Origin of the sequence: Cupriavidus sp. P-10, assembly GCF_003402535.2 — a bacterium.
In the GTDB taxonomy this organism is placed as follows: domain Bacteria; phylum Pseudomonadota; class Gammaproteobacteria; order Burkholderiales; family Burkholderiaceae; genus Cupriavidus.
Genome location: NZ_AP025170.1, coordinates 2,412,772 through 2,436,722, shown reverse-complemented (window position 1 = coordinate 2,436,722; position 23,951 = coordinate 2,412,772). Strand labels below are relative to the sequence as shown.

The window sequence follows — 23,951 nt, the reverse complement described above, 5'->3', positions numbered from 1 at the left end:
GGGAACTGCGGTCCATACGATCCGACACTACATGACCAAGTACGCAAAAATCATCGGTACCGGGAGCTACCTGCCCCCGCGGCGCGTGACCAACCATGATCTGGCGGCGCAGCTTGCCGAAAAGGGCATCGAGACCAGTGACGAGTGGATCGTCTCGCGCAGCGGTATCTCGGCGCGCCACTGGGCCGAGCCCGACGTAACCAGCAGCGATCTGGCCGTCAAGGCAGCCGAGCAGGCCATCGAGGCCGCCGGCATCGACAGGCAGAGCATCGACCTGATCATCGTCGCCACCTCGACGCCGGACTTCGTGTTTCCCAGCACCGCGTGCATGGTGCAGCAAAAACTGGGCATCACCAACCACTGCGCGGCGTTCGACCTGCAGGCGGTGTGCTCGGGCTTTGTCTATGCGCTGGCCACGGCCGACAAGTTCATCCGCAGCGGCTCGCACCGCAACGTGCTGGTGATCGGCACCGAGGTGTTTTCGCGCATCCTGGATTTCAACGACCGTACCACCTGCGTGCTGTTCGGTGATGGCGCCGGCGCAGTCGTGCTGACCGCGTCGGAGGAGCCTGGCATCCTGTCGAGCGCGATGCACTCGGACGGCAGCCACGTCGACATCCTGTGCGTGCCGGGCAATGTCTCGGGCGGCAATATCACCGGCAACCCGTTCCTGCACATGGATGGCCAGGCCGTGTTCAAGCTCGCCGTGACCGTGCTCGACAAGGTTGCGCGCGAAGCCATGGAAGCGGCAAGCCTTTCGGCGGAGCAGGTCGACTGGCTGATCCCGCACCAGGCCAATATCCGCATCATGCAAGGCACCGCCAGGAAGCTGGGCCTGCCCGCCGAACGCATGGTCGCCACCGTGCACGAGCACGGCAACACCTCGGCCGCGTCGATCCCGCTGGCGCTCGACGTCGCCGTGCGTGACGGTCGCATCCGCCCGGGCCAGACCGTGCTGATGGAAGGCGTTGGCGGCGGCTTTACCTGGGGCGCGGTTCTGCTGCGCATGTAATTCGCAGCCGGTGCCCGGTGCGCGCCAATGCCGCGCGCCGCCGCGCCGGCTTCCCGTTCCATAAAGGGTTCCAATCCGATGAAATTCGCTTTCGTATTTCCCGGCCAGGGTTCGCAGTCGGTCGGCATGCTCAATGCCTTTGCGGATAACGCCGTCGTGCGCGCCACCGTGGAAGAAGCCTCGGCCGCGCTGGGCCAGGATCTCGGCCGCCTGATCGCCGAGGGTCCCTCCGAAGAGCTGAACCTGACCACCAATACGCAGCCGGTGATGCTGACCGCCGCCGTGGCGGTCTACCGCGCGTGGCTCGATGCCGGCGGCCCGGCCCCGGCACTCGTGGCGGGCCACAGCCTGGGCGAGTACTCGGCGCTGGTGGCCGCGGGCGTGATCCCGTTTGCCGACGCGGTGCCGCTGGTGCGTTTCCGCGCGCAGGCCATGCAGGAAGCCGTGCCGGTGGGCGAGGGCGGCATGGCTGCGATCCTGGGCCTGTCCGATGACGACGTCCGTGCCGCGTGCGCCGAGGCGGCTGCCGCCGGCGTGGTCGAAGCGGTCAACTTCAACGCCCCGTCGCAGGTCGTGATCGCCGGCCACAAGGGCGCGGTCGAGAAGGCATGCGAGATCGCCAAGGCCAAGGGTGCCAAGCGCGCGCTGCCGCTGCCGGTATCGGCGCCGTTCCACTCGTCGCTGCTCAAGCCCGCTTCGGACCGCCTGCGCGAGCGCATGGCCGGGGTGGCGTTCTCGGCGCCGTCGATCCCGCTGGTGAACAACGTCGATGTCGCGATCGTCAACGATCCGGAAGCGATCAAGGACGCGCTGGTGCGCCAGGCCGCGGCGCCGGTGCGCTGGGTCGAGTGCGTGCAGAAGCTTGCCGCCGAAGGCGTCACGCACGTGATCGAATGCGGCCCGGGCAAGGTGCTGGCCGGCATGACCAAGCGCATTGACGGCAACCTGACTGGCGGCGCGATCTTCGATCCGGCCTCGCTGCAGGACACGCTGGCGCTGCTGAAATAAGCCAGGCACAAAGCACGAAAGAGTACGAAAGGACACTCTGCATGACCAAACTTCTCGATAACCAGGTTGCGCTGGTCACCGGCGCCTCGCGCGGCATCGGTCGCGCCATCGCGCTGGAGCTGGCCCGCCAGGGCGCCACCGTGATCGGCACGGCCACCAGCGAGTCCGGTGCTGCCGGCATCACGGAATACCTCGGCGCCGAAGGCCTGAAGGGCAAGGGTGCGGTGCTGAACGTCAATGACGCGGCCGCTTGCGAAGCCCTGATCGACGAGATCGTGAAGGCGCACGGCGGTATCGGCGTGCTGGTGAACAATGCGGGTATCACGCAGGACCAGCTGGCGATGCGCATGAAGGACGAGGACTGGATCGCGGTCATCCAGACCAACCTGACTTCGGTATTCCGCCTGTCGCGCGCGGTGCTGCGCCCGATGATGAAGGCGCGCCAGGGCCGTATCATCAATATCACTTCGGTGGTCGGCTCGGTCGGCAACCCTGGGCAGATGAACTACTCGGCCGCCAAGGCGGGCGTGGCCGGCATGACCCGTTCGCTGGCCGCGGAAATCGGCAGCCGTAACGTGACCGTCAACTGCGTCGCGCCGGGCTTTATCGATACCGACATGACCAAGGCGCTGTCCGAAGAGCAGCATGCTTCGCTCAAGCAGCAGATCCCGCTGGGCCGCCTGGGTAAGCCCGAGGATATCGCCAATGCGGTGGCCTTTCTGGCCGGTCCGCAAGCCGCCTATATCACCGGCACCACACTGCATGTGAACGGCGGGATGTACATGAATTAACCGGTTTTCGGGTGGCGGTTTTCCGGAAAAAGCCGGAAGAAGCTGCCTGAAGCCGTAGTGAAGTCGTAGTTTTCCGAACCAAACGGGCGCGATTCTTGCAAAGCTTGGCAGGCGGCATTTCTGTTGCCCCAAACCTGCTAAAATGCGCCCACTTTTTGTCGAACTTCCCTGGAGGGTTACATGGACAATATCGAACAACGCGTCAAGAAAATCGTGGCAGAACAGCTTGGCGTGGCCGAGGCAGACATCAAGAACGAATCCTCGTTCGTGAACGATCTCGGTGCGGATTCGCTGGACACGGTTGAACTCGTGATGGCGTTGGAAGATGAATTCGGCATGGAAATTCCCGATGAGGAAGCCGAAAAGATCACGACCGTGCAACAGGCAATCGACTACGCCACCGCGCACGTCAAGGCCTAAGCCGTCGTATCTGAATTCCGAGCCACAGAAGGCAGGTGGGCGGGCCGTCGCGGCCGTGCCTTGCTGTTTTCTGTGGCTTTCGTCTGTTCGAAGACGCAGAATGGAATGCGTTTGTCCGCCGGCGAGCCGGTGGCAGGCTGATCCGTCGTTCCGTTGCATCTTCACGCACCCGTAGGAAAACATAGTGAGCCGTCGTCGCGTCGTCGTCACTGGGCTTGGCCTTGTGTCTCCGGTCGGAAACACGGTTGCCGAAGGCTGGGCCAACCTGGTAGCCGGCAAGTCCGGCATCGCCACCATTACCAAATTCGATCACTCCGCGCTTTCCGTGCACTTCGCCGGTGAAGTGAAGGGCTTCAATGCCGAGGATTACATCCCGGCCAAGGAAGCCCGCAATATGGATACGTTTATCCATTACGGCATCGCCGCGGGTACGCAGGCCCTGAAGGACAGCGGCCTGGAAGTGAGCGAAGCCAACGCCGAGCGCATCGGCGTACTGGTCGGCTCGGGCATCGGCGGCCTGCCGATGATCGAAGACACCAAAGCGGTGCTGACCGAGCGCGGTCCGCGCCGCATTTCGCCGTTCTTTGTGCCGGGCTCGATCATCAACATGATCGCCGGCCACCTGTCGATCATCCACGGCATCAAGGGCCCGAACCTGGCTGCCGTGACCGCGTGCACGACCGGCCTGCACAGCATCGGCCTTGCCGCTCGCCTGATCCAGGCCGGTGACGCCGACGCCATGCTGGCGGGCGGCGCCGAGTCGACGGTGTCGCCGCTGGGCATTGGCGGCTTTGCCGCGGCCCGCGCGCTGTCGACCCGCAACGACGACCCGGCAGCGGCCTCGCGTCCGTGGGACAAGGACCGTGACGGCTTCGTGCTGGGCGAGGGCGCCGGCGTGATGATGCTGGAAGAGTACGAGTCGGCCAAGGCGCGCGGCGCGCGCATCTATGCCGAGCTGATCGGCTTCGGCATGAGCGGCGATGCGTTCCACATGACGGCGCCGAACATGGACGGCCCGCGCCGCTGCATGGTCAACGCGCTGAAGGACGCAGGCATCAACGCGGATCAGGTTCATTACCTGAATGCGCATGGCACGTCGACGCCGCTCGGCGACAAGAACGAATCCGATGCCATCAAGGCAGCGTTCGGCGACCAGGCCTACAAGATGGTGGTGAACTCGACCAAGTCGATGACCGGCCACCTGCTGGGCGGCGCCGGCGGCCTGGAATCGGTCTTCACCGTGCTGGCCGTGCACAACCAGGTGTCGCCGCCGACGATCAACATCGACAACCAGGATCCGGAATGCGATCTGGACTACGTGGCCAACACGGCGCGTGAGATGAAGATCGACATTGCGGTGAAGAACAACTTCGGTTTCGGCGGTACCAACGGTACGCTTGTCTTCCGCCGCGTCTGATCCGTGGTTGAGGCGAGCCCTGCGCGGGCTGCGCCAGGACAGGGTCCACCGGTTGCGGTGGACCCTGTTGTTGTTCTGCGTCGGTGAGGCGGCGGCAGTGGGGCTGCTCGCGTCGGCGTTGGCCGACACCGTTGCCGCCAGCCCGGCCGGCATGCTGTGGTGGCATGGCGCGCTGGCGCTGCTGACCCTGGTTGCCGCCGCTGCCGTTGTGCGCAGTTGGCGCCGATGGGTGCAGGCATTGCGCTGGCGCTGCACGGCGATGCTGCCGGCGCCCGACGGCAAAGGACCACTGCGGATCCGTATTGAAGCCCCCGGCGCCAGTTGCCATGAAGTTGTGGTCACCGGCTTCTGGCAAGCAGGCGACGCAGCTGTCTTGCGCCTCGCCTCCAGGGCGCCCGGCCTGCCGGGTGCCGTCTTCCTCCCCTGCCAAGCCGGTTCGCCGGAACTCTCGCGGCGGTTGCAACGTGCCGCCAGAGTTGCACTGCAGGTGCAACCGGAAGCGGCCGCGAAGGAACGAATTTGTTAATTCACGGTCACAGGGTGCGCGTTGCTCGACGGAGTGGGCGGAGAATCGTAGGTAAAATACAACGTTTGTCGTGACGACCAAACCAAGAGATACACTGCAGGTGAGCCATACGTGAGCGAACGCGAAGCCGATCAGCTCCTAGTTGAACGCGTCCAGCAGGGCGACAAGCGGGCCTTTGAACTTCTGGTGACCAAATACCATCGGAAGATCATTCGCCTGATCTCGCGCCTGGTCAGGGACCCCGCCGAAGTCGAGGATGTGGCGCAGGATGCCTTTATCAAGGCATATCGCGCCTTGCCCCAGTTTCGCGGGGAGTCGGCCTTCTACACGTGGCTGTACCGGATCGCCGTCAACACGGCCAAGAACTACCTGGCTACCCAGGGCCGCCGGCCGGAAGCGTCGAGCGATATCGATGCGGAAGAGGCTGAAACTTTTGCGGACGGTGAGCAACTAAGGGATATCAATACGCCGGAGTCGATGCTCCACACGCGCCAGGTCGCCGAGACGGTGAACCGCGCGATGGAAGCACTGCCGGAGGAATTGCGGACCGCCATCACCCTGCGCGAGATCGAGGGCCTCAGCTATGAGGAAATCGCGGAGGCGATGGGATGTCCGATCGGCACGGTGCGCTCGCGGATCTTCCGTGCGCGCGAGGCGATTGCCGAAAGATTGCGCCCGCTGCTGGGAACGGCAGAGGGCAAGCGGTGGTAGTGGTTCGGTAGCAAAGAACAATGTCGTGCGGCCAGCGTTGCAGCCTATTCCTGCATCGATAAGCGACAGCAGTAGACGGGATTATCGGTGTTCAATGGAATGTCTTGGGGTGGGAAATGGGTCAGGCTCATAAGCAGTCGGTTCATGTAATGGAAGCAGCGGAGCAGATCTCCGTTCTGATGGATGGCGAACTGGCGCCGCACGAAGTCAATGCCGTGCTCGATCTCGCGAAAAGCGACGCCGGCATGGCGGACTGGAGCACGTACCAGCTAATCGGTGATGCGCTGCGCTCGGAAGACCTGACGCACGCGGGCTCCACCGCCGATTTCCTCTCTTGTTTCTCCGCGCGCCTGGAAGCCGAGCCGCACGTGCTGGTGCCGGCCGTGGCGCAAGCCAGCGCCCGCCACCGCCTGCTGGTCAGGCCGTCGTGGGTGCGCCGCGCCTTGCCGGGTACGGCGATCGCGGCGGCGGTGGCGGCGGTCAGCTGGGTGGTGGTGCCGCAGATGCGCGGACCCGCCGGCCTGGCGACGCCCGAAGCCGTGGTGGCACGCGCGGAACCGTCCGCAGCCGCGCCGGCTGCCGGTATCGTCACCGTGGCCGACACCCAGATGATCCGCGACCCGCGACTGGACGAATACCTGCGTGCCCATCGCACTTCGGTGGCAACGGATGCGTTCGTGCCGACCATGCGCACGGTTGCCAACGGCGCCAGCTTCTCTCAGGAAAATACGCAGGAATAATGCCGGACATGCATAAAGGACGGTCGTCCGCCTATGTAGCGGGCGCACAGAGAATTGGGGCCCTGCGTAGGTCCCTTTTTCTGGCCTTGTGTCTGACTGCTGCAGCGGCAACCGCGCAGCCGACGGACAGTACGCTGAACCGACGCGACGCCACCGCGTGGCTCAACAAGATCCACAAGGCGGCGCAACGCGAGAACTACGTGGGCACGCTGATCTACCAGCGCGGCAGCGTCATGCATGCGTCGCGCATCCAGCATTACAGCGACCTGGTCAACAACGAGTACGAGCGCCTGGAAACGCTGGATGGCAAGCCGCGCGAGGTGCTGCGCCAGAACGACGTGGTGCACAGCCTGATTCCGGAAGCCAAGCTGGTGGTGGTCGAGAAGCAGGAAGCCAAGGACCGCTTCCCGGCGCTGCTTGCCACCAACAAGAACGACGTGCTGGAACTCTACGACATGCGCAAGATGCCCGCGGAGCGGGTTGCCGGCATGGATTGCGAGGTGTTTGCGCTGGAGCCGCACGATGCCGCGCGCTATGCGGTGCGCCTGTGGGCCGAGAAGAATTCCGGCCTGCTGATGCGTGCGCAGACGGTTGGCGATGGCGGCAAGGTGCTGGAGCAAGTGGCATTCTCGCAAGTCCAGATCGGGGTGCCGTCTGAAAAGCAGCGCATCCTGGCTGCGATCAAGAGCGCCAGCAACTGGAATCACTATGAGGTGAACTACCAGCCGACCAATATCGCCGACGAAGGCTGGACGATCGCTGTGCCGCTGAAGGGTTTCCAGAAAATCCGCGAAGTGCGCCGTCCGCTGGGCGAGCTGCGCGCCTCGGCGCCGGGCAGCAACCGCGGCCAGGTATTCGAAGTCCTGCAGGTGGTCTACAGCGACGGGCTGACCGGCCTGTCGGTCTTCATCGAGCCGGTTTCCGAGCAGCGTGTGCGCCGCGAGGGCGTGGCTGCGCTCGGCGCGACCCAGGTCGTGGTGCGCCGGATCGCCGACTACTGGATCACCGTGGTCGGAGAGGTGCCGGCGAGCACCGTACGCCAGTTTGCGACGGCCGTAGAGTACCGACCGCCCAAGGCGGTACACTGAGCCTGACGCGGGTGCAGCCGGCGCCTCGGGATGCCCATTCCGGGTGCCGGCCCATGAAACCTGCGCGAGGGGTCCCAGCCACGGGATCGTATCGGTTTTTCTTCTTTCGCTGAATCCCGGGAGTTGTCGATGACTTTCAGATCTCCAGCCCTGGCGCGCGCCCTGGTCATGGCTGCCATGTTGGTGTTCGGTCCGACCGTGGCCGAAGTCAGCCACGCCCAGGCTGCCGCCGCCAACTACAACCTGCCCGATTTCACCGACCTGGTGGAAAAGGCCAGCCCCGCGGTCGTCAATATCCGCACCACCGAGCGCGTGCGCCAGCGCGGCGGCGCGCCCGGGGACGACGATGAGATGGCCGAATTCTTCCGCCGCTTCTTCGGCGTGCCCATGCCCGGCGCACCGTCGCCTGGTACGCCGCCGCGCCGTGGCCAGCCGCCGCAGCAGGAAGAGCAGAGCCGCGGCGTCGGCTCGGGCTTCATCATCAGCCAGGACGGCTATGTGATGACTAACGCGCACGTGGTCGCCGATGCCGAAACCATTTACGTGACGCTGCCCGACAAGCGCGAATTCAAGGCCAAGCTGATCGGCTCGGACAAGCGTACCGACGTGGCGCTGCTGAAGATCGAGGCCAACAACCTGCCGCGCCTGCCGCTTGGCGATTCGGAAAAAGTCCGCGCGGGCGAGTGGGTGCTGGCCATCGGCTCGCCGTTCGGGCTGGATAACAGCGTGACCGCCGGCATCGTCTCGGCCAAGGGCCGCGATACCGGCGACTACCTGCCGTTTATCCAGACCGACGTGGCGGTCAACCCCGGCAACTCGGGCGGCCCGCTGATCAACCTGCGCGGCGAAGTGATCGGCATCAACTCGCAGATCTACAGCCGCAGCGGCGGTTACATGGGCATTTCCTTCGCGATCCCGATCGACGAGGCGATGCGCGTGTCGGAGCAGCTCAAGACTGCCGGGCGCGTAACCCGCGGACGCATCGCGGTGGCGATCGGCGATGTCACCAAGGAAGTGGCCGATTCGCTGGGGCTGGGCCGTGCGCGCGGCGCGCTGGTCGGCAGTGTCGAACCGGGCGGCCCCGCCGAAAAGGCCGGGATCGAGGCCGGCGACATCATCCTGAAGTTCAACGGTCGCGATATCGAGCGCGCCTCGGACCTGCCGCGCCTGGTGGGCGATACCAAGCCGGGCGCGCGCGTGCCGCTGCAGTTGTGGCGCAAGGGCGCGACCCGCGAGGTCACCATAACCGTCACCGAACTGGAGCCGGACGGCAAGGCCCGCGCCAGCCGCAGTGCGGCGCCCAAGGAAGACAGCGCACAAGCCAGCAAGCCTAATGCGCTGGGTCTGGTGGTCAACGACCTGCCCGATGCACGGCTGAAGGAGCTCAAGCTCAAGTCGGGCGTCGAAGTCGAATTGGCCGACGGCCCCGCGCTGCGCGCCGGAATCCGTCCGGGCGATATCATCCTGCGCCTGGGCGATACCGACGTGACCAACGCCCGCCAGTTCAACGAGCTGGTGCGCGGGCTGGACAAGAGCCGGATCGCCGCGGTGTTCGTGCGGCGCGGCGATGCCACCCAGGTACTGACGCTGCGCCCCGGTGCCACCGTCAGCCGTTGATCCGCAACCGTCGATGGCATGCCCGCGCTGACGCTTTACGGCCGGGCATACTGCCATCTGTGCGACGACATGAAGGTCGCGCTGGAGTCCCTCCGGCGCGATTTTTCTTTCGTACTGCATGAAGTGGATGTCGACAGCGACGCCAGCCTGGAAGACCGCTTCGGCGACCTGGTCCCGGTATTGATGGCAGGGACGCCGGAGGCGCTTCACAGCGGTGCTGCGCAGCTTTGTCACTATTTCCTCGACGAAGGTGTGGTGCGGGTGTGGCTTGCGGCACACGGAGGCGCCCGCAACATCCGCTGAATGCGTTCGACACACGCATGGCGTGGCCATTTCACGACCCGGAAGCCTTTGAAAATCCGGTAAAATTGCGGATTGGCGCAAAAATTGCACCCTGACCTTTGCGGCACGCCCGCGCACGCCTGGCGGCGCGCGGCGCCGGGCCATTTACGAACTGCGACGAACCGCTTGTTGCCGCCCGGGCCCTGTTGCCGGCGCTCCCCTGAACACTAGATGGACCATATCCGTAATTTCTCGATCATTGCCCACATCGACCATGGGAAGTCCACCCTGGCCGACCGGATCATTCAGCTCTGCGGAGGGCTGTCGGATCGGGAGATGGAAGCGCAGGTCCTCGACTCGATGGATATCGAGAAAGAGCGCGGCATCACCATCAAGGCGCAGACTGCGGCGCTGAGCTACAAGGCGCGCGACGGCAAGGTCTACAACCTGAACCTGATCGACACCCCGGGACACGTCGACTTCAGCTATGAAGTGAGCCGCTCGCTGTCCGCCTGCGAGGGCGCGCTGCTGGTGGTCGACGCCTCGCAGGGCGTTGAGGCGCAGACCGTGGCCAACTGCTATACCGCGATCGAGCTGGGCGTGGAAGTGGTGCCCGTGCTGAACAAGATCGACCTGCCGCAGGCCGACCCCGATAACGCGATCCAGGAGATCGAGGACGTCATCGGCATCGACGCGCAGGATGCCACCCCGTGCTCGGCCAAGACCGGCCAGGGCGTGCAGGACGTGATCGAAGCCCTGATCGCCAAGGTGCCGCCGCCCAAGGGCGACGCCAGTGCACCGCTGCAGGCGCTGATCATCGATTCGTGGTTCGACAACTACGTCGGCGTGGTGATGCTGGTGCGCGTGGTCAACGGTACGCTGCGCCCGAAGGACAAGGTGCTGCTGATGGCCAATGGCTCGCAGCACCTGGTGGAGCAGGTGGGTGTGTTCACGCCCAAGTCGATCCAGCGCGACGAGCTGACGGCGGGGCAGGTGGGTTTTGTCATTGCCGGCATCAAGGAACTGAAGGCCGCCAAGGTGGGCGACACCATCACCACGGTGCAGCGCAAGGCCGAGGCGCCGCTGCCGGGCTTCAAGGAAGTCAAGCCGCAGGTGTTCGCCGGCCTGTATCCGGTTGAGGCCAACCAGTATGAAGCGCTGCGCGAGTCGCTGGAGAAGCTGCGCCTGAACGACGCCTCGCTGATGTTCGAGCCGGAAGTGTCGCAGGCCCTGGGTTTCGGCTTCCGCTGCGGCTTCCTGGGCCTGCTGCACATGGAAATCGTGCAGGAGCGCCTGGAGCGCGAGTTCGACATGGACCTGATCACGACCGCGCCGACGGTGGTGTACCAGGTCGAGATGCGCGACGGCAGCATGATCACGGTGGAAAATCCGGCGAAGATGCCGGATCCGAGCAGGATCGAAGCGATCCTGGAACCGATCGTTACCGTCAACCTGTATATGCCGCAGGAATATGTCGGCTCGGTGATCACGCTGTGCACGCAGAAGCGCGGCTCGCAGATCAACATGAGCTACCACGGCAAGCAGGTCCAGCTGACCTACGAAATCCCGATGGCGGAAATCGTGATGGACTTCTTCGACCGCCTGAAGTCGGTGTCGCGCGGTTATGCGTCGATGGACTACGAGTTCAAGGAATATCGCCCGTCGGATGTGGTCAAGGTCGATATCCTGATCAACAGCGACAAGGTCGATGCGCTGTCGGTGATCGTGCACCGCTCCAACTCGCAATACCGCGGCCGCGAAGTCGCCGCCAAGATGCGCGAGATCATCCCGCGCCAGATGTACGACGTGGCGATCCAGGCTGCGATCGGCTCGAATATCATCGCCCGCGAGAACGTCAAGGCGCTGCGCAAGAACGTGCTGGCCAAGTGCTACGGCGGCGATATCAGCCGCAAGAAAAAGCTGCTGGAAAAGCAGAAAGCCGGCAAGAAGCGCATGAAGCAGGTCGGTACGGTCGAGATCCCGCAAGAGGCCTTCCTGGCCATCCTGCAGGTGGACGACAAGTAAGGCACCGGCAGCACGATGCCCCGCGCGGCGGTTCAGCCGCGCGCATAACAGAACAGGCTGTACCAGGATTTCCAAGAACCAGAAGCCGTCATGAATTTTGCACTGATCCTTTTTGTGCTGGTGGTGATTACGGGTGTTGCGTGGGTCGCGGACAAGCTCGTGTTTGAGCGGCAGCGCCGCGCCTCGGCGCGGCTGGCGCTGGCTGAATTCGATTCCCGCCAGGCCGCGCTGCAAGGCGGCTTTGGCGCGACCGATGCCGACGCCACGCGCAAGCGCCTGGCCGAAGAGAAGCTGCGCCAGCCGTGGTGGCTGGAATACTCGGCCAGCTTCTTCCCGGTGATTTTGGCGGTGTTCGTGCTGCGCTCATTCGTGGTTGAGCCGTTCAAGATCCCGTCGGGCTCGATGATTCCGACGCTGCTGATCGGCGACTTCATCCTGGTCAACAAGTATGAGTACGGCATCCGGCTGCCGGTGGTGAACAAGAAAATCAAGGACGTGCGCGAGCCCCAGCGTGGCGACGTGATGGTGTTCCGCTACCCGAAGGACCAGTCGCTCGACTACATCAAGCGTGTCATCGGCGTGCCTGGCGACACGGTGCAGTATTTCAACAAGCGCTTGACCATCAACGGCAAGCCGGCTGAATACACTGTGCTGCCAGACTTCCTGGACGAAGAGCGCCTGGCGTATTCCAAGCATTTCCGCGAGAAGCTGCCCGGCAGCGTCGATCATGGCATCCTTAACGATGCCGACCGGCCGGCGTTCGTGGCGGGCGCCGACCCGGATTTCCCTTACCGGGAAAACTGCACTTACAATCAGCAGGGTGTGACGTGCAAGGTACCTGCAGGTCACTATTTCGTCATGGGTGACAACCGGGACAACAGCCTCGACTCCCGCTACTGGGGATTCGTGCCGGATGAGAATATCGTCGGCAAGGCCTTTGTCATCTGGATGAACCTGGGCAATTTCGGACGCGTGGGCTCGTTTAAATAAGTCAATCCGCGCGGCGCAAGAACACTCAACGCAAACGAGGGCAAGCGCAAATGGGTCAGACCGGGAAGGGTAAGGGTAAGGGGAAAGAACAGGGTCGGAAATACGGACAGGCCCGGCCACGGCGCCGCGGGCAGGGCGGTTTTTCCGTCTGGACGCTGCTGGTGGTCGTGGTCTTCGTGATTGGCGTGGCCTTGCCGGCCGTGCGCTCGATCCCGAGCCTGGTGGAGTATTTTTCGGTGAAGCGCGCCGCCAGTTATGCGAAGCAGCGCGCAGTCAACAAACGTGAAGTCGTCGAATATTTCGACAAACAGGCAGTCATCGACCGAATTGCCGCAGTCAAGGGCGAAGACCTGCTGGTCCGCGAAGACGATAACGGCAACATCCGCTCGGTCGATTTTTCGTACCGGACCGAAGTGCCCGTCTACGGACCCCTGAGTCTTCTGATCACCTATTCGGGAACGCAGCACTGATATGAACCTCGACGCCTTGCAGCAACGACTCGGCTACCGATTCAGCAAGCCAGAATTGCTGCAGCAGGCGCTGACGCACCGCAGCCACAGCGCCCAGCACAACGAACGTCTCGAATTTTTGGGCGATTCGGTGCTCAACTGCGCCGTGGCGGACATGCTCTATGGCATGTTCGGCAAGCTTGATGAAGGCGATTTGTCGCGCGTGCGGGCCAACCTGGTCAAGCAGCAGGCCCTGTACGAGATCGCCCAGATGCTGCAGCTGTCTGACACGCTGCGCCTCGGCGAGGGCGAACTGAAGAGCGGCGGCTTCCGCCGTCCGTCGATCCTCGCCGACGCCCTGGAAGCCATTGTCGGCGCGGTCTTCCTCGATACCGGCTTCGAGGCCGCGCGCGCGCTGATCCGCAAGCTCTATATCCCGATCCTGGAGCAGGTCGATCCGCGCACGCTGGGCAAGGACGCCAAGACCCTGCTGCAGGAATACCTGCAGGGCCACAAAATTGCCCTGCCGCAATATAACGTAATCGCCACTCACGGTGCCGCGCACAGCCAGCAGTTTGAAGTCGAGTGCACGGTGCCTAAACTGGAAGTCCGGGTGTTCGGCACCGGTGCCTCGCGCCGCGCCGCCGAGCAGGCCGCCGCCAAGCTGGCGCTGGAAGAAGTCCAGAAGCTGGTGCCCCAGCTGCTCAAGCGCAGCCGCGCCGAGCGCACCGGCAAAACCCGCAAGCAACCCCAGCCGCAGGACCCGCAGCTGTCTCTCAGGTTGAAGGAATGACCGAATCTACCCATCCGCAGCAAGACGCGGCGGATACCCCGGCCGCGGCGTTCCGCTGCGGCACCGTGGCCATCGTCGGCCGCCCCAACGTGGGCAAGTCCACGCTGATGAACGCGCTGGTCGGCCAGAAGATCAGCATCACCTCGCGCAAGGCGCAGACTACACGGCACCGTATCGTCGGCATCCAGACCACGGATGACGCGCAGTATGTGTTCGTTGATACGCCTGGATTCCAGACCCGCCACGCCAGCGCGCTGAACCGTTCGCTGAACCGCGCGGTCACGTCGACGCTGTCGTCGGTTGACCTGATCCTGTTCGTGGTCGAAGCCGGCTATTACGGCGCCGACGACGAGAAGGTGCTGTCGCTGCTGCCGAAGAACACGCCGGTGCTGCTGGTGACCAACAAGCTCGACCGCATCGGCGAGAACCGCTCGGAAGTGATGATGCCCTTCCTGGAAAAGATGGGGCAGCTGTTCCCGTTCCGCGAAGTGGTGCCGATGTCGGCCAAGACCCGCGACCATATCGCGCGGCTGTTCGAGATCATCCGGCCCTACCTGCCGGAAGGCGAGCCGATGTATGACGCCGACGCGATGACCGACCGCAGCGAGCGCTTCCTCGCCTCGGAGATCATCCGCGAGAAGGTGTTCCGCTGGACCGGCGACGAGTTGCCGTACACCAGCACCGTGGTCATCGACAAGTTCGAGACCGAGGGCCGCCTGCGCCGCGTTTTTGCCACCATCCTGGTCGAGCGCGACGCGCACAAGGCCATGATCATCGGCAACAAGGGCAGCAAGCTCAAGCAGATATCCACCGAAGCGCGCCTCGACATGGAAAAGCTGTTCGACGGCAAGGTCTACCTGGAAATGTGGATCAAGGTGAAGAGCGGCTGGGCCGACAACGAAGCGGGACTGCGGGCCTACGGCTACGAGTGAGCGCACTGCGACCAAAGGCGAGCGACCATTGAGCAAGACGGCTGACATCGCACGCGTGCCGGCGCCCCGCGCCCGCCGCGCGGATCCGGTGGTGGACGAGGCGGCCGAACTGCTCGACAGCAGGGCGCTGCCCGGCATGGCGGATGCTGCCGCACGCGCCATGATGGACCGCGCCATGCGCATCGTGCCGGCCCGGCCCGAGTCGCGCGTCGCCGAGCAGCCCGGCTTCGTGCTGCACGCCTGGCCGTATCGCGAAACCAGCCTGATCCTCGACGTCTTCACGCGCGACCATGGCCGCATCTCGATGGTGGCCAAGGGGGCCAAGCGCCCGCATTCGGCGTTGCGCGCGGTGCTGCAGCATTTCCATCCGGTGTCGGTGTCGTGGAGCGGCCGCGGCGAGGTCAAGACCCTGACCAAGGCCGAATGGGTCGGCGGCATGCCGCCGCTGGCTGGCGATGCGCTGCTGTCCGCGTTCTACCTCAATGAATTGCTGATGCGCTTCTGCCCGCGCGAAGATGCGTATCCCGTGCTGTTCCGCCACTACCTGGCCACGCTCACGCGGCTGGCGCATGGCGAACCCGCCGGGCTGGTGTTGCGCAGCTTCGAGCGCGTGCTGCTGCAGGACACCGGCTTCGCGGTGGCCTTCGACCAGTGCCTGAGCACCGGCGAGCGCGTGCAGCCGGGGCTCGACTATGTCTACCAGCCCGAGCGCGGCGTGCGCCGCGCCCAGCCGAGCGACCCGTCGTCGTGGCCGGTGGTGTCGGGGCAGACGCTGCTCGACATGGCGCAGGACGACTACAGCCGTGCGCAGACCGCGGCGCAAAGCCGGGCACTGATGCGCTTCCTGCTGCATTATTATCTGCAAGGCGAACCGCTGAAAACGCGCCAGATACTGATCGACCTGCAGTTTCTGTGACCGAACCATTCCAATCCGAATCTCTCCTGCTCGCATGATCTTCCACGCAAATCCGGGCGTCATCGACCTTGGCGTCAATATCGACCACGTCGCCACGCTGCGCAATGCGCGCGGCACCGTGTATCCCGATCCCATCCAGGCCGCGCTGCAGGCCGAGGAAGCCGGCGCCGACCTGATCACGCTGCACCTGCGCGAGGACCGCCGCCATATTCGCGACGCCGACGTGCGCGCGCTGCGCCCGCAACTGGCCACGCGCATGAACCTGGAATGCGCAATCACGCAGGAGATGCTGGATATCGCCTGCGAGATCCGCCCGCAGGACGTATGCCTGGTGCCCGAGCGCCGCGAGGAGGTGACCACCGAAGGCGGCCTCGACGTGGCGGGGCGCTTCGAGCAGGTCAAGGCCGCCTGCGCGCAACTGGCCGGCGTGGGCATCCGCGTGTCGCTGTTTATCGATGCCGACCCCGACCAGATCGCCGCCGCGGCCGCGTGCGGTGCACCGGTGATCGAGTTGCATACCGGCGCCTATGCCGATGCGCACACGCCCGACCAGCAGGCGGTGGAATTCCGCCGCATCGCTGATGGTGTCGACGCCGGTATCAAGCACGCCCTGGTGGTCAACGCCGGACACGGCCTGCACTACACCAATGTCCAGCCCATCGCGGCGCTGCCCGGCATCAAGGAATTGAACATTGGTCATGCCATCGTCGCGCATGCGGTGTTTGCCGGCTGGCAGAACGCGGTGCGCGAGATGAAGGCCATCATGGTGGCCGCGCGCCTGGGCACGCGATATCCCGTTGCAGGCGCGCCGGCGTGATCTACGGCGTCGGCACCGACATCATCCAGATCGCCCGCGTGCAGGGCGTGATGGAACGCACCCACGGCCGCTTCGCTGAAAAGGTGCTGGGCCCCAACGAGCTGGCCAAGTACCACGCGCGCAAGGCGCGTTCCGAAAAACGCGGCCTCGCCTTCCTGTCCACGCGCTTCGCCGCCAAGGAGGCCTTTTCCAAGGCCATCGGCCTGGGCATGCGCTGGCCGATGACGTGGCGCGCGATGGAGCTGATGAACCTGCCTTCGGGCGAGCCTTCGCCGGTGTGCCATGGCGAACTGGCGGCATGGCTCGCGGAACGCGGCCTCACCGTGCGGGTCAGTGTCAGTGACGAACACGACTATGCGGTCGCCTTCGCCATCGCCGAGCGCACCGGCGGGGCGGCTCCTCAAACTACAGCATTGTGAATCCAAGCACTTCCATGTCCAAGAAGAACTCCGGCAAGCGGCCGGGCCCGGTGGTCCTTGACGTCGTCGGCAAGCAGCTCGATACGGAAGATGCGCGCCGCATCGCGCATCCGCTGACCGGCGGCGTGATCCTGTTCGCGCGCAACTTCGAATCGCGCACGCAGTTGCAGGCGCTGACGCGCGCGATCCGCGCGGTGCGCGACGACGTGCTGATCTGCATCGACCATGAAGGCGGCCGCGTGCAGCGCTGCAAGACCGATGGCTTTACCCATTTGCCGGCGATGCACCGCCTGGGCGATCTGTGGGATCGCGATGTACTGGCCGCGACGCGCGCGGCGGTGGCATGCGGCTACGTGCTGGCGGCTGAACTGCGCGCCTGCGACATCGATTTCAGCTTCACGCCGGTGCTCGACCTCGACTACGGCCGCAGTGCCGTGATCGGTGACCGCGCCTTCCATGCCGACCCGCGCGTGGTGACGATGCTGTCGGGCCATCTCAACCACGGCCTGCTGCTGGCCGGCATGAGCAACTGCGGCAAGCACTTCCCCGGCCACGGCTATGTCGAGGCCGATTCGCATGTGGCGATCCCGGTCGACGAGCGCACGCTCGACGAGATCCTCGAGCAGGACGCGCGCCCCTATGAATGGCTGGGCTTGTCGCTGTCGTCGGTGATGCCGGCGCACGTGATCTATCCGAAGGTCGACCCGAATCCGGCCGGCTTCTCGCGCTACTGGCTGCAGGACGTGCTACGCGCGCAACTGGGCTTCGAAGGCGTGATCTTCAGCGACGACCTGAGCATGGAAGGCGCCAGCGTGGCCGGCAATGTGACGGAAGCCGCGCGCGCCGCGCTGACGGCGGGTTGCGACATGGTGCTGATCTGCAACCACCCCGATCGCGCCGACCAGTTGCTGACCGAACTTGACGTGGGCATCGACAAGGCCTCGCAGCGCCGCGTCCGCAAGCTGTTCCCGCGCCGCAAGCCGATGGACTGGAACAAGCTGCAAGGCGAAGGCGAATACCGTGCCGCACTGCGCACGCTGCGCGAGTACGGGTTGATCGCCTGATCCGCGAGAGTCCAAAAACAGAAAAGGCAGCCTCGGCTGCCTTTTTCTCTGCCGGTCCCGCTGTGCCAGCCGGGACGTTGCGCACGCCTTAGTTGGCGCGGCTGCGGTATTCGCCGGTACGGGTGTCGATTTCGATCTTGTCGCCGATGTTGCAGAACAGCGGCACTTGCAGTTCGAAACCGGTGTTGATCTTGGCGCCCTTGAGCACCTTGCCCGACGAGGTGTCGCCCTTGACGGCCGGCTCGGTGTAGACGATTTCGCGGACCAGCGTGGTCGGCATTTCAACCGAGATGGCCTTGTCGTTGTAGAACACCACTTCCACGGTCATGCCGTCTTCGAGGTAGTTCAGCGAGTCGCCCATGCTGTCCTGCTCGACTTCGTACTGGTTGTAGTCGGTGTCCATGAACACGTACATCGGGTCAGCGAAGTACGAGTAGGTGCACTCGCGGCGCTCCAGCACCACGACTTCGAACTTGTCGTCGGCCTTGAACACCGACTCGCCCGGGGCGTCGGTCAGCAGGTTCTTGTACTTCATCTTGACCACGGCTGCGTTGCGGCCCGACTTGTTGTACTCGGCCTTCTGCACGACCATCGGATCGCCGCCGATCATGAACACGTTACCGACGCGGAGTTCCTGTGCGATTTTCATCTGAACTGTTTTCCTGAATAAGAAAGTAGGAATTTGGAATGGCGAAGGCGCGCTGCCGGCATTACCGCTGCGATAGGCCAGATGAGCTCCACCGAAAGCCGGTATCCACGCGCTCGCGACCCCGTGCTCAGCTTGCATTCAGGTCTTCGCCTCACGCGTTGGACGCGCGGGAGAGGACCTGGTTCTCCGGCCCGGTCGCCATTTGGATCAACCGGTTATTTTACCTGATTTTCGCAAAACGCCACCAGGTTGGCGGCAAGATCTCCTGGATGCTGCAAGCGCCGCTCCCAGCGCGGCGCGATTGCGGCAAGTGCCGCCAGATGCTCTCGCAGGCGCGGCCAGTCGACGGGGACGCCATATCCGTTCCAGGCGTGCCAGAAATCCGTTAGCGCACCGGCAGCGTCGGTTGCCACGCCGCCCTGGCGGAACAGGTCGAGCCAGGCGTCGAGCTTGACCCGGTGCGCGGCATCATCCTGGGGGTAGATTTGCCAGACCAGCGGCCGCGCTGCCCACTGCGCGCGTACGAATGAATCTTCGCCACGCACAAAGTTCAGGTCGCAGGCCCACAGCAGTTCGTCATAGTGCTCCTGTCGTACGAATGGGATCCGCTGCACGCACAGGCTGCCACGTTCCACCGGGTCGCCAATCCGCAGCGGCGCGCCCAGCCATTCGGCGACCTGGTCAGCCGCCAGGCCTGCGGGCACCAGGCAATGGACCGCCTCGGAGGCATCGCGCCATTGCTCCAGCAGCGCGGGCAGCGCCGGGTTGCGGTAAGCAAACAGGCTCACCCGCAGCGCCTCGGGCCGGGGCGTCACGCTTAGCCGGTGCCACAAGGCCGCCTGGGCGGCCGCGCCGCCGAGGAAGGTGGCGCGCTGCGCGCCTAGCATCGATTCCCGCAGGAGGCCGCCGGTTCCGGGCTCGAAGCCGGGGAAGAAGAAATGCTTCACCAGCGGCAGCCGCGGATGGGGCGAGGGCATCGCATGGTGCTCCCGTACCCATGGCTCGGCGCTCAGGTACTCCAGGTTGATCCAGGCGGGTTTGGGATCACGCGCGGCCATGCGGGCCAGGAAGGCTTGCGGTATATCGCAGGCGAAGGCTTCGATGACGGCGTCGTGTGGCTCTACCCCGGCGGTGTCATCCACGTCGCTATCAGCACCCGGGCCACCCGGCCGCCACGGACGAATTTCCACGCCCGCCAGGCGCTGCACGGTGGCGCCGGTATCGAGTTCCGGCGCCAGCCGCGCGAAGCTCGCCAGATCATCGACCCATAGCCGCACCGCGTGCCCGTGCTCCTGCGCAAGCTGGCGTGCCAGCCGCCAGCAGACGCCGATGTCGCCGAAATTGTCGATCACGGTGCAGAAGATGTCCCAGGAGCGGATAGGCATGGCAGGGTGGAGGCGTGCGCGGGCGGGAGGCCCGCTGAATTGCTCTAAACTTGCGATTTTAGAGGCCGCGCCATTTTGTTGCGCGCCGGCCGTGTAGCGGTCACCGTTCCCCCAATGTCCGACCAGCAATCCGATTCACCGAAACCCGAGGCCGATGTGGCGGCCGAAACGCTTGCCGAAACGCTTGCCGATACGCCGGCCGAACCGCGGGCCGAACCGCCGGCCGAAGTTCCCGCCGAGGTGCAGCCCGAGACCGCCGCTGAAGCTCCCGGCGAACTACCGCCAGAGCCCTTTGACCCCAAGCCGGTCATCTCGCGCCTGCCAGGCCTGCCTGGCGTGTACCGCTATTTCGACGCCGCGGGCAACGTTCTCTACGTCGGCAAGGCGCGCGACCTGAAGAAGCGGGTCTCGAGCTATTTCACCAAGACCCAGCTGTCGCCGCGCATCGCGATGATGGTCGCGCGCATCGCCCGCATCGAGACCACGGTGGTGCGCACCGAGGCCGAGGCGCTGCTGCTCGAGAACAACCTGATCAAGGCGCTGGCGCCGCGCTACAACATCCTGTTCCGCGACGACAAGTCGTACCCGTTCCTGAAGCTGACGGGGCATCGCTTCCCGCGCATGGCTTACTACCGCGGCGCCACCGACCGCAAGCACCAGTACTTCGGCCCGTTCCCGAGCGCCTACGCGGTGCGCGAGAGCATGCAGATCCTGCAGAAGGTGTTCCAGCTGCGCACCTGCGAGGACACCGTCTTCAACAATCGCACCCGGCCTTGCCTGCTGCACCAGATCCATCGCTGCACCGGCCCGTGCGTCAACGCCATCAGCGAAGAGGATTACGCGCGCGACGTGGCCAACGCGGCGCGCTTCCTGCAGGGCCGCCAGACTGAAGTGCTGGAAGGCCTGCAGGGCAAGATGGAGCAGCACGCCGAGCGGCTTGAGTTCGAGCAGGCCGCCGCGGTGCGCGACCAGATCGCGGCGCTCTCGACCGTGCTCAAGCGCCAGGCCGTGGAGGAAGTGGGCGGGCAGGCGCGCGATATCGATGTGCTGGCCGTGGCGGTGGAAGGCGGGCGCGCCTGCGTCAACCTGGCCATGGTGCGCGGCAGCCGCCATCTGGGCGACAAGGCCTATTTCCCGGCCCATGCCGATGAGGCCGCGATGATCGTCGAGGATGCCGACCAGCGAGACACGCTTGACGAAGCCGGCGACGGCGGGGCCGCCGGGGCCGCGCTACCGCTCACCGTCGAGCGTATCGCCGCCCGGGTGTTGTCCGCCTTCATGGTGCAGCATTACCTGGAGCAACCTGCGCCGCCCATCATCGTCGTCAGCCATGTGCCGGACGACGCAGCGGTGCTTGAGGCGCTGACGCTGCATGCCGGCCGCAAGGTGACGCTGGTACGCCAGCCGCAGGGCCAGCGCAAGGTGTGGCTGGAAATGGCGCAGCAGGGAGCGGCGCTGGCGTTGTCGCGCCGGCTGGCCGAGCAGGGCAGCCAGGAGGGGCGTACGCGCGCGCTGGCGGATACCATCGGCCTGGACCTGGAAGACCTGGCGCTGCTGCGGGTGGAGTGCTTCGACATCAGTCATACCGCAGGCGAGGCGACGCAGGCGTCGTGCGTGGTGTACCACCATCATGACATGCAGAACAGCGAATATCGCCGCTACAACATCCAGGACATCATCCCTGGCGACGACTATGCCGCCATGCGCCAGGTGCTGACGCGCCGCTACCAGAAGCTGGTCGAGCAGATGCAGGAAGACGGCGGCGCTCAGGCCGGCAGCGAAGCCGCCGCGCTGATGCCGCAGATCGTGCTGATCGACGGCGGCAAGGGCCAGGTCGAGGTGGCACGCCAGGTGTTCGAGGAGCTGGGGCTGGATATCGGCCTGCTGGTCGGCGTGGCCAAGGGCGAAGGGCGCAAGGTCGGCCTGGAGACATTGGTGTTCGCCGACGGCCGTCCGTCGCTGGAACTGGGGCAGGGCAGCGCGGCGCTGATGCTGGTGGCGCAGATCCGCGACGAGGCCCACCGCTTCGCCATCACCGGCATGCGCGCGCGCCGGGCCAAGGCGCGCACAACCTCGCGGCTGGAAGAAATCGAAGGCGTCGGCGCGCGCCGGCGGCAGAAGCTGCTGACCCGTTTCGGCGGCCTGCGTGGCGTGATGGCCGCCAGCATCGACGAGCTGGCCAGCGTCGAGGGCATCTCGCGCGGGCTGGCCGAGGAGATCTATCGGCAGCTGCATTGACCCGCGGCAGTTGCTGGCGCGGTCACGAAAATGGTCAATGATGGTCGATTGGTCCCGAAATCGGCGACAATCGCGGGATTGGTCACGTTCCCCCGCCGCCCGAGTTCCATGCCTTTCAATATTCCGATCCTGCTGACCTGGCTTCGCGTCGCCATGATTCCCCTGGTGGTGGGCGTGTTTTACCTGCCCGACGCATGGCTTCCCATGCACACCAAGAACCTGACGGCGGCGGCGTTCTTTATCATCGCCGCGGTGACGGACTGGCTCGACGGCTTCCTGGCGCGGCGCTGGAACCAGACCTCGTCGTTCGGCGCATTCCTCGATCCGGTCGCAGACAAGCTGATGGTGACGGCGGCGCTGCTGTCCCTGCTGGCGCTGGATCGGGTCACTGACCTGATCGCGCTGGTCATCATCGGACGCGAGATCACGATCTCGGCGCTGCGCGAGTGGATGGCGCAGATCGGCGCGTCCAAGAGCGTGGCGGTGAACTTCCTCGGGAAGCTGAAGACCACCGTGCAGATGATCGCGATCCCGCTGCTGTTGTTCAGCGGTCAACTGTTCGGCTTCAATGCCTACGTGCTGGGTACGTGGATGATTTATCTGGCCGCTGTGCTGACGCTGTGGTCGATGATCTATTACATGAAGCTGGCGTGGCCGCAGATCCGTGAGCGCAGCGGCGTGGTGGCGGGCGCCGGCGCGCGCAAGTAAAAGAATTTCCAAAAAGCTATTGACGCAGGGAGGAGCTTTTTGCATAATCTCATTCTCGTTGCTGACGACGCAAACGAAAGCAGCGAAATAAGGCAGGTTTAGCGCAAGATGTTGTGTGATAGCGGCAAATTGCGATACAAAATGCCTTGAGAAGTTTTTGAAGCAGTACCCTGCGGGAGTAGCTCAGTTGGTAGAGCGCAACCTTGCCAAGGTTGAGGTCGCGAGTTCGAGACTCGTCTCCCGCTCCAGGTTATCAAAGGTTCGGCAGCGTGCATGGCACCCGCCGGGCTGGCAGCAAAAAGTTGTATGCGGGAGTAGCTCAGTTGGTAGAGCGCAACCTTGCCAAGGTTGAGGTCGCGAGTTCGAGACTCGTCTCCCGCTCCAGTCCCCAAAGGGAAGCAGCGCTTCCCTTTTTGTTTGGGTTGAATTGCCGCGACAGGCCGGCCGGCAGCATCGGCTGAATGCGGATACAATCCAGCATCACGTCACCTGGCGGGGTGGCAGAGTGGTTATGCAGCGGCCTGCAAAGCCGTGTACGCCGGTTCGATTCCGACCTCCGCCTCCAGTTGCATGCAAAGCGGCGCCCTTTGGGCGCCGTTTTTGTTTTGCGCAATCCGCTACGTCATCCCTGCACTCGCCATTGCCAGGAATTGCCACGCATTTCTGCGCTTTGAGCGCGCGGCGGGCATGTTACATTACTCCTGTCGTACGCTTTTCGGGGTGCGCCGCGCGATGGATCGCGGCGCAGCATGTCATACGCCATTCCTGATCCGTGATGCGCCTCCAGCGTGTCCGGGGCCGCTGCGGCACTTCCCGTTCTTTCCCTGCTTGTCCCGTTCCGAGGCTGCCGATCGTGCCGCACTGACCGCTGGTGCGCGCCGGATGGCCGGCCGTGGGCATCGTGGCGCGCGTGGGGAAGGCGGGTGGGATCCAGCCATCGCCGTCCAGCCCCTG

At 64.7% G+C, this 23,951-nt stretch carries 24 protein-coding genes and 3 tRNA genes; 25 read left to right on the top strand and 2 right to left on the bottom strand.

The features are described 5' to 3' along the window. Positions 1-31 precede the first annotated feature (31 nt). The 20 genes from CTP10_RS11240 (at position 32) to nagZ (ending at position 18,017) form a co-directional block, all read left to right on the top strand. Entirely contained in the window at positions 32-1,012 is a 981-nt protein-coding gene (locus tag CTP10_RS11240) for a beta-ketoacyl-ACP synthase III (RefSeq protein WP_116322245.1), read from the top strand. A 78-nt stretch (positions 1,013-1,090) separates the two neighbouring features. After that, positions 1,091-2,020 carry an ACP S-malonyltransferase gene (gene fabD / locus CTP10_RS11235; protein ID WP_116322244.1) on the top strand — a complete coding sequence of 310 codons (930 nt, stop codon included), beginning with the start codon at positions 1,091-1,093 and terminating at the stop codon, positions 2,018-2,020. A gap of 41 nt (positions 2,021-2,061) precedes the next feature. Further along, positions 2,062-2,811, top strand: a complete 750-nt coding sequence (gene fabG, locus CTP10_RS11230; protein WP_116322243.1) for a 3-oxoacyl-ACP reductase FabG — start codon at positions 2,062-2,064, stop codon at positions 2,809-2,811. Between the two features lie 180 nt (positions 2,812-2,991). Then, positions 2,992-3,231 carry an acyl carrier protein gene (gene acpP, locus CTP10_RS11225; RefSeq protein ID WP_008644813.1) on the top strand — a complete coding sequence of 80 codons (240 nt, stop codon included), beginning with the start codon at positions 2,992-2,994 and terminating at the stop codon, positions 3,229-3,231. 184 nt (positions 3,232-3,415) lie between these two features. Continuing rightward, the gene (gene fabF / locus CTP10_RS11220; RefSeq protein ID WP_116322242.1) at positions 3,416-4,648 is read left to right on the top strand and encodes a beta-ketoacyl-ACP synthase II; all 1,233 of its coding nucleotides are present in this window, start codon (positions 3,416-3,418) and stop codon (positions 4,646-4,648) included. Positions 4,649-4,700: 52 nt separating this feature from the next. Continuing rightward, on the top strand, positions 4,701-5,174 hold the full coding sequence (locus tag CTP10_RS11215) for a hypothetical protein (protein WP_233528310.1): 474 nt from the start codon (positions 4,701-4,703) through the stop codon (positions 5,172-5,174). Between the two features lie 111 nt (positions 5,175-5,285). Next, a complete protein-coding gene (gene rpoE, locus CTP10_RS11210; protein WP_012353313.1) occupies positions 5,286-5,885 on the top strand; it encodes an RNA polymerase sigma factor RpoE in 600 nt (199 codons plus the stop codon). Positions 5,886-6,001: 116 nt separating this feature from the next. Next, positions 6,002-6,625: a sigma-E factor negative regulatory protein gene (locus CTP10_RS11205; protein WP_116322240.1), complete on the top strand. Its 624-nt coding sequence runs from the start codon at positions 6,002-6,004 to the stop codon at positions 6,623-6,625. 8 nt (positions 6,626-6,633) lie between these two features. Beyond that, on the top strand, positions 6,634-7,713 hold the full coding sequence (locus tag CTP10_RS11200) for a MucB/RseB C-terminal domain-containing protein (RefSeq protein WP_116322298.1): 1,080 nt from the start codon (positions 6,634-6,636) through the stop codon (positions 7,711-7,713). A 129-nt stretch (positions 7,714-7,842) separates the two neighbouring features. Further along, on the top strand, positions 7,843-9,330 hold the full coding sequence (locus CTP10_RS11195) for a DegQ family serine endoprotease (protein ID WP_116322239.1): 1,488 nt from the start codon (positions 7,843-7,845) through the stop codon (positions 9,328-9,330). Positions 9,331-9,348: 18 nt separating this feature from the next. After that, positions 9,349-9,633 (top strand): glutaredoxin family protein, encoded by a 285-nt coding sequence (locus tag CTP10_RS11190; RefSeq protein WP_116322238.1) that lies wholly within the window; start codon positions 9,349-9,351, stop codon positions 9,631-9,633. Positions 9,634-9,843: 210 nt separating this feature from the next. Next, a complete protein-coding gene (gene lepA / locus CTP10_RS11185; RefSeq protein ID WP_116322237.1) occupies positions 9,844-11,637 on the top strand; it encodes a translation elongation factor 4 in 1,794 nt (597 codons plus the stop codon). 90 nt (positions 11,638-11,727) lie between these two features. After that, the gene (gene lepB / locus CTP10_RS11180) at positions 11,728-12,627 is read left to right on the top strand and encodes a signal peptidase I (protein WP_116322236.1); all 900 of its coding nucleotides are present in this window, start codon (positions 11,728-11,730) and stop codon (positions 12,625-12,627) included. Positions 12,628-12,677: 50 nt separating this feature from the next. Continuing rightward, complete coding sequence (locus CTP10_RS11175; RefSeq protein WP_116322235.1) at positions 12,678-13,097, top strand: DUF4845 domain-containing protein; 420 nt, start codon at positions 12,678-12,680, stop codon at positions 13,095-13,097. Position 13,098: 1 nt separating this feature from the next. Continuing rightward, entirely contained in the window at positions 13,099-13,869 is a 771-nt protein-coding gene (gene rnc / locus CTP10_RS11170; RefSeq protein ID WP_116322234.1) for a ribonuclease III, read from the top strand. Further along, positions 13,866-14,801, top strand: a complete 936-nt coding sequence (gene era / locus CTP10_RS11165) for a GTPase Era (RefSeq protein ID WP_116322233.1) — start codon at positions 13,866-13,868, stop codon at positions 14,799-14,801. Before rnc ends, era begins: the two co-directional genes overlap by 4 nt. Before the next feature lie 28 nt (positions 14,802-14,829). Then, positions 14,830-15,717 carry a DNA repair protein RecO gene (gene recO / locus CTP10_RS11160; protein ID WP_116322232.1) on the top strand — a complete coding sequence of 296 codons (888 nt, stop codon included), beginning with the start codon at positions 14,830-14,832 and terminating at the stop codon, positions 15,715-15,717. A gap of 34 nt (positions 15,718-15,751) precedes the next feature. Continuing rightward, the gene (gene pdxJ, locus CTP10_RS11155; RefSeq protein WP_116322231.1) at positions 15,752-16,534 is read left to right on the top strand and encodes a pyridoxine 5'-phosphate synthase; all 783 of its coding nucleotides are present in this window, start codon (positions 15,752-15,754) and stop codon (positions 16,532-16,534) included. Continuing rightward, entirely contained in the window at positions 16,531-16,953 is a 423-nt protein-coding gene (acpS, locus tag CTP10_RS11150) for a holo-ACP synthase (protein WP_116322230.1), read from the top strand. Before pdxJ ends, acpS begins: the two co-directional genes overlap by 4 nt. A gap of 14 nt (positions 16,954-16,967) precedes the next feature. Then, positions 16,968-18,017, top strand: a complete 1,050-nt coding sequence (gene nagZ, locus CTP10_RS11145; protein WP_116322229.1) for a beta-N-acetylhexosaminidase — start codon at positions 16,968-16,970, stop codon at positions 18,015-18,017. 88 nt (positions 18,018-18,105) lie between these two features. On the opposite strand, the gene efp is transcribed toward nagZ, so the two are convergent. Beyond that, positions 18,106-18,666: an elongation factor P gene (gene efp, locus CTP10_RS11140; protein WP_022535910.1), complete on the bottom strand. Its 561-nt coding sequence runs from the start codon at positions 18,664-18,666 to the stop codon at positions 18,106-18,108. Positions 18,667-18,881: 215 nt separating this feature from the next. Further along, positions 18,882-20,051 (bottom strand): elongation factor P maturation arginine rhamnosyltransferase EarP, encoded by a 1,170-nt coding sequence (gene earP, locus CTP10_RS11135; RefSeq protein ID WP_116322228.1) that lies wholly within the window; start codon positions 20,049-20,051, stop codon positions 18,882-18,884. 114 nt (positions 20,052-20,165) lie between these two features. Between earP and uvrC the strand changes: the two genes are divergently transcribed. The 5 genes from uvrC to CTP10_RS11110 all read left to right on the top strand — a co-directional run bounded on the left by uvrC (position 20,166) and on the right by CTP10_RS11110 (position 23,562). Then, entirely contained in the window at positions 20,166-22,289 is a 2,124-nt protein-coding gene (gene uvrC / locus CTP10_RS11130; protein WP_233528309.1) for an excinuclease ABC subunit UvrC, read from the top strand. A gap of 108 nt (positions 22,290-22,397) precedes the next feature. Continuing rightward, complete coding sequence (pgsA, locus tag CTP10_RS11125; protein WP_116322227.1) at positions 22,398-22,997, top strand: CDP-diacylglycerol--glycerol-3-phosphate 3-phosphatidyltransferase; 600 nt, start codon at positions 22,398-22,400, stop codon at positions 22,995-22,997. 172 nt (positions 22,998-23,169) lie between these two features. Then, positions 23,170-23,245: transfer RNA gene (locus CTP10_RS11120), tRNA-Gly, on the top strand. Positions 23,246-23,305: 60 nt separating this feature from the next. After that, positions 23,306-23,381: transfer RNA gene (locus CTP10_RS11115), tRNA-Gly, on the top strand. A gap of 107 nt (positions 23,382-23,488) precedes the next feature. Continuing rightward, positions 23,489-23,562 (top strand) — tRNA-Cys (locus CTP10_RS11110). Positions 23,563-23,951 lie beyond the last annotated feature (389 nt).

Excerpts from the sequence above, each read along its gene's own strand:
- CTP10_RS11190 (WP_116322238.1), top strand. The coding sequence starts at position 9,349 with ATGCCCGCGCTGACGCTTTACGGCCGGGCATACTGCCATCTGTGCGAC.
- era (WP_116322233.1), top strand. The coding sequence starts at position 13,866 with ATGACCGAATCTACCCATCCGCAGCAAGACGCGGCGGATACCCCGGCC.
- CTP10_RS11175 (WP_116322235.1), top strand. The coding sequence starts at position 12,678 with ATGGGTCAGACCGGGAAGGGTAAGGGTAAGGGGAAAGAACAGGGTCGG.
- CTP10_RS11200 (WP_116322298.1), top strand. The coding sequence starts at position 6,634 with ATGCATAAAGGACGGTCGTCCGCCTATGTAGCGGGCGCACAGAGAATT.
- efp (WP_022535910.1), bottom strand. The coding sequence starts at position 18,666 with ATGAAAATCGCACAGGAACTCCGCGTCGGTAACGTGTTCATGATCGGC.
- lepA (WP_116322237.1), top strand. The coding sequence starts at position 9,844 with ATGGACCATATCCGTAATTTCTCGATCATTGCCCACATCGACCATGGG.
- pdxJ (WP_116322231.1), top strand. The coding sequence starts at position 15,752 with ATGATCTTCCACGCAAATCCGGGCGTCATCGACCTTGGCGTCAATATC.
- fabD (WP_116322244.1), top strand. The coding sequence starts at position 1,091 with ATGAAATTCGCTTTCGTATTTCCCGGCCAGGGTTCGCAGTCGGTCGGC.
- uvrC (WP_233528309.1), top strand. The coding sequence starts at position 20,166 with ATGTCCGACCAGCAATCCGATTCACCGAAACCCGAGGCCGATGTGGCG.
- rnc (WP_116322234.1), top strand. The coding sequence starts at position 13,099 with ATGAACCTCGACGCCTTGCAGCAACGACTCGGCTACCGATTCAGCAAG.
- nagZ (WP_116322229.1), top strand. The coding sequence starts at position 16,968 with ATGTCCAAGAAGAACTCCGGCAAGCGGCCGGGCCCGGTGGTCCTTGAC.
- fabG (WP_116322243.1), top strand. The coding sequence starts at position 2,062 with ATGACCAAACTTCTCGATAACCAGGTTGCGCTGGTCACCGGCGCCTCG.
- CTP10_RS11205 (WP_116322240.1), top strand. The coding sequence starts at position 6,002 with ATGGGTCAGGCTCATAAGCAGTCGGTTCATGTAATGGAAGCAGCGGAG.
- lepB (WP_116322236.1), top strand. The coding sequence starts at position 11,728 with ATGAATTTTGCACTGATCCTTTTTGTGCTGGTGGTGATTACGGGTGTT.
- pgsA (WP_116322227.1), top strand. The coding sequence starts at position 22,398 with ATGCCTTTCAATATTCCGATCCTGCTGACCTGGCTTCGCGTCGCCATG.
- CTP10_RS11240 (WP_116322245.1), top strand. The coding sequence starts at position 32 with ATGACCAAGTACGCAAAAATCATCGGTACCGGGAGCTACCTGCCCCCG.
- CTP10_RS11195 (WP_116322239.1), top strand. The coding sequence starts at position 7,843 with ATGACTTTCAGATCTCCAGCCCTGGCGCGCGCCCTGGTCATGGCTGCC.
- acpP (WP_008644813.1), top strand. The coding sequence starts at position 2,992 with ATGGACAATATCGAACAACGCGTCAAGAAAATCGTGGCAGAACAGCTT.
- earP (WP_116322228.1), bottom strand. The coding sequence starts at position 20,051 with ATGCCTATCCGCTCCTGGGACATCTTCTGCACCGTGATCGACAATTTC.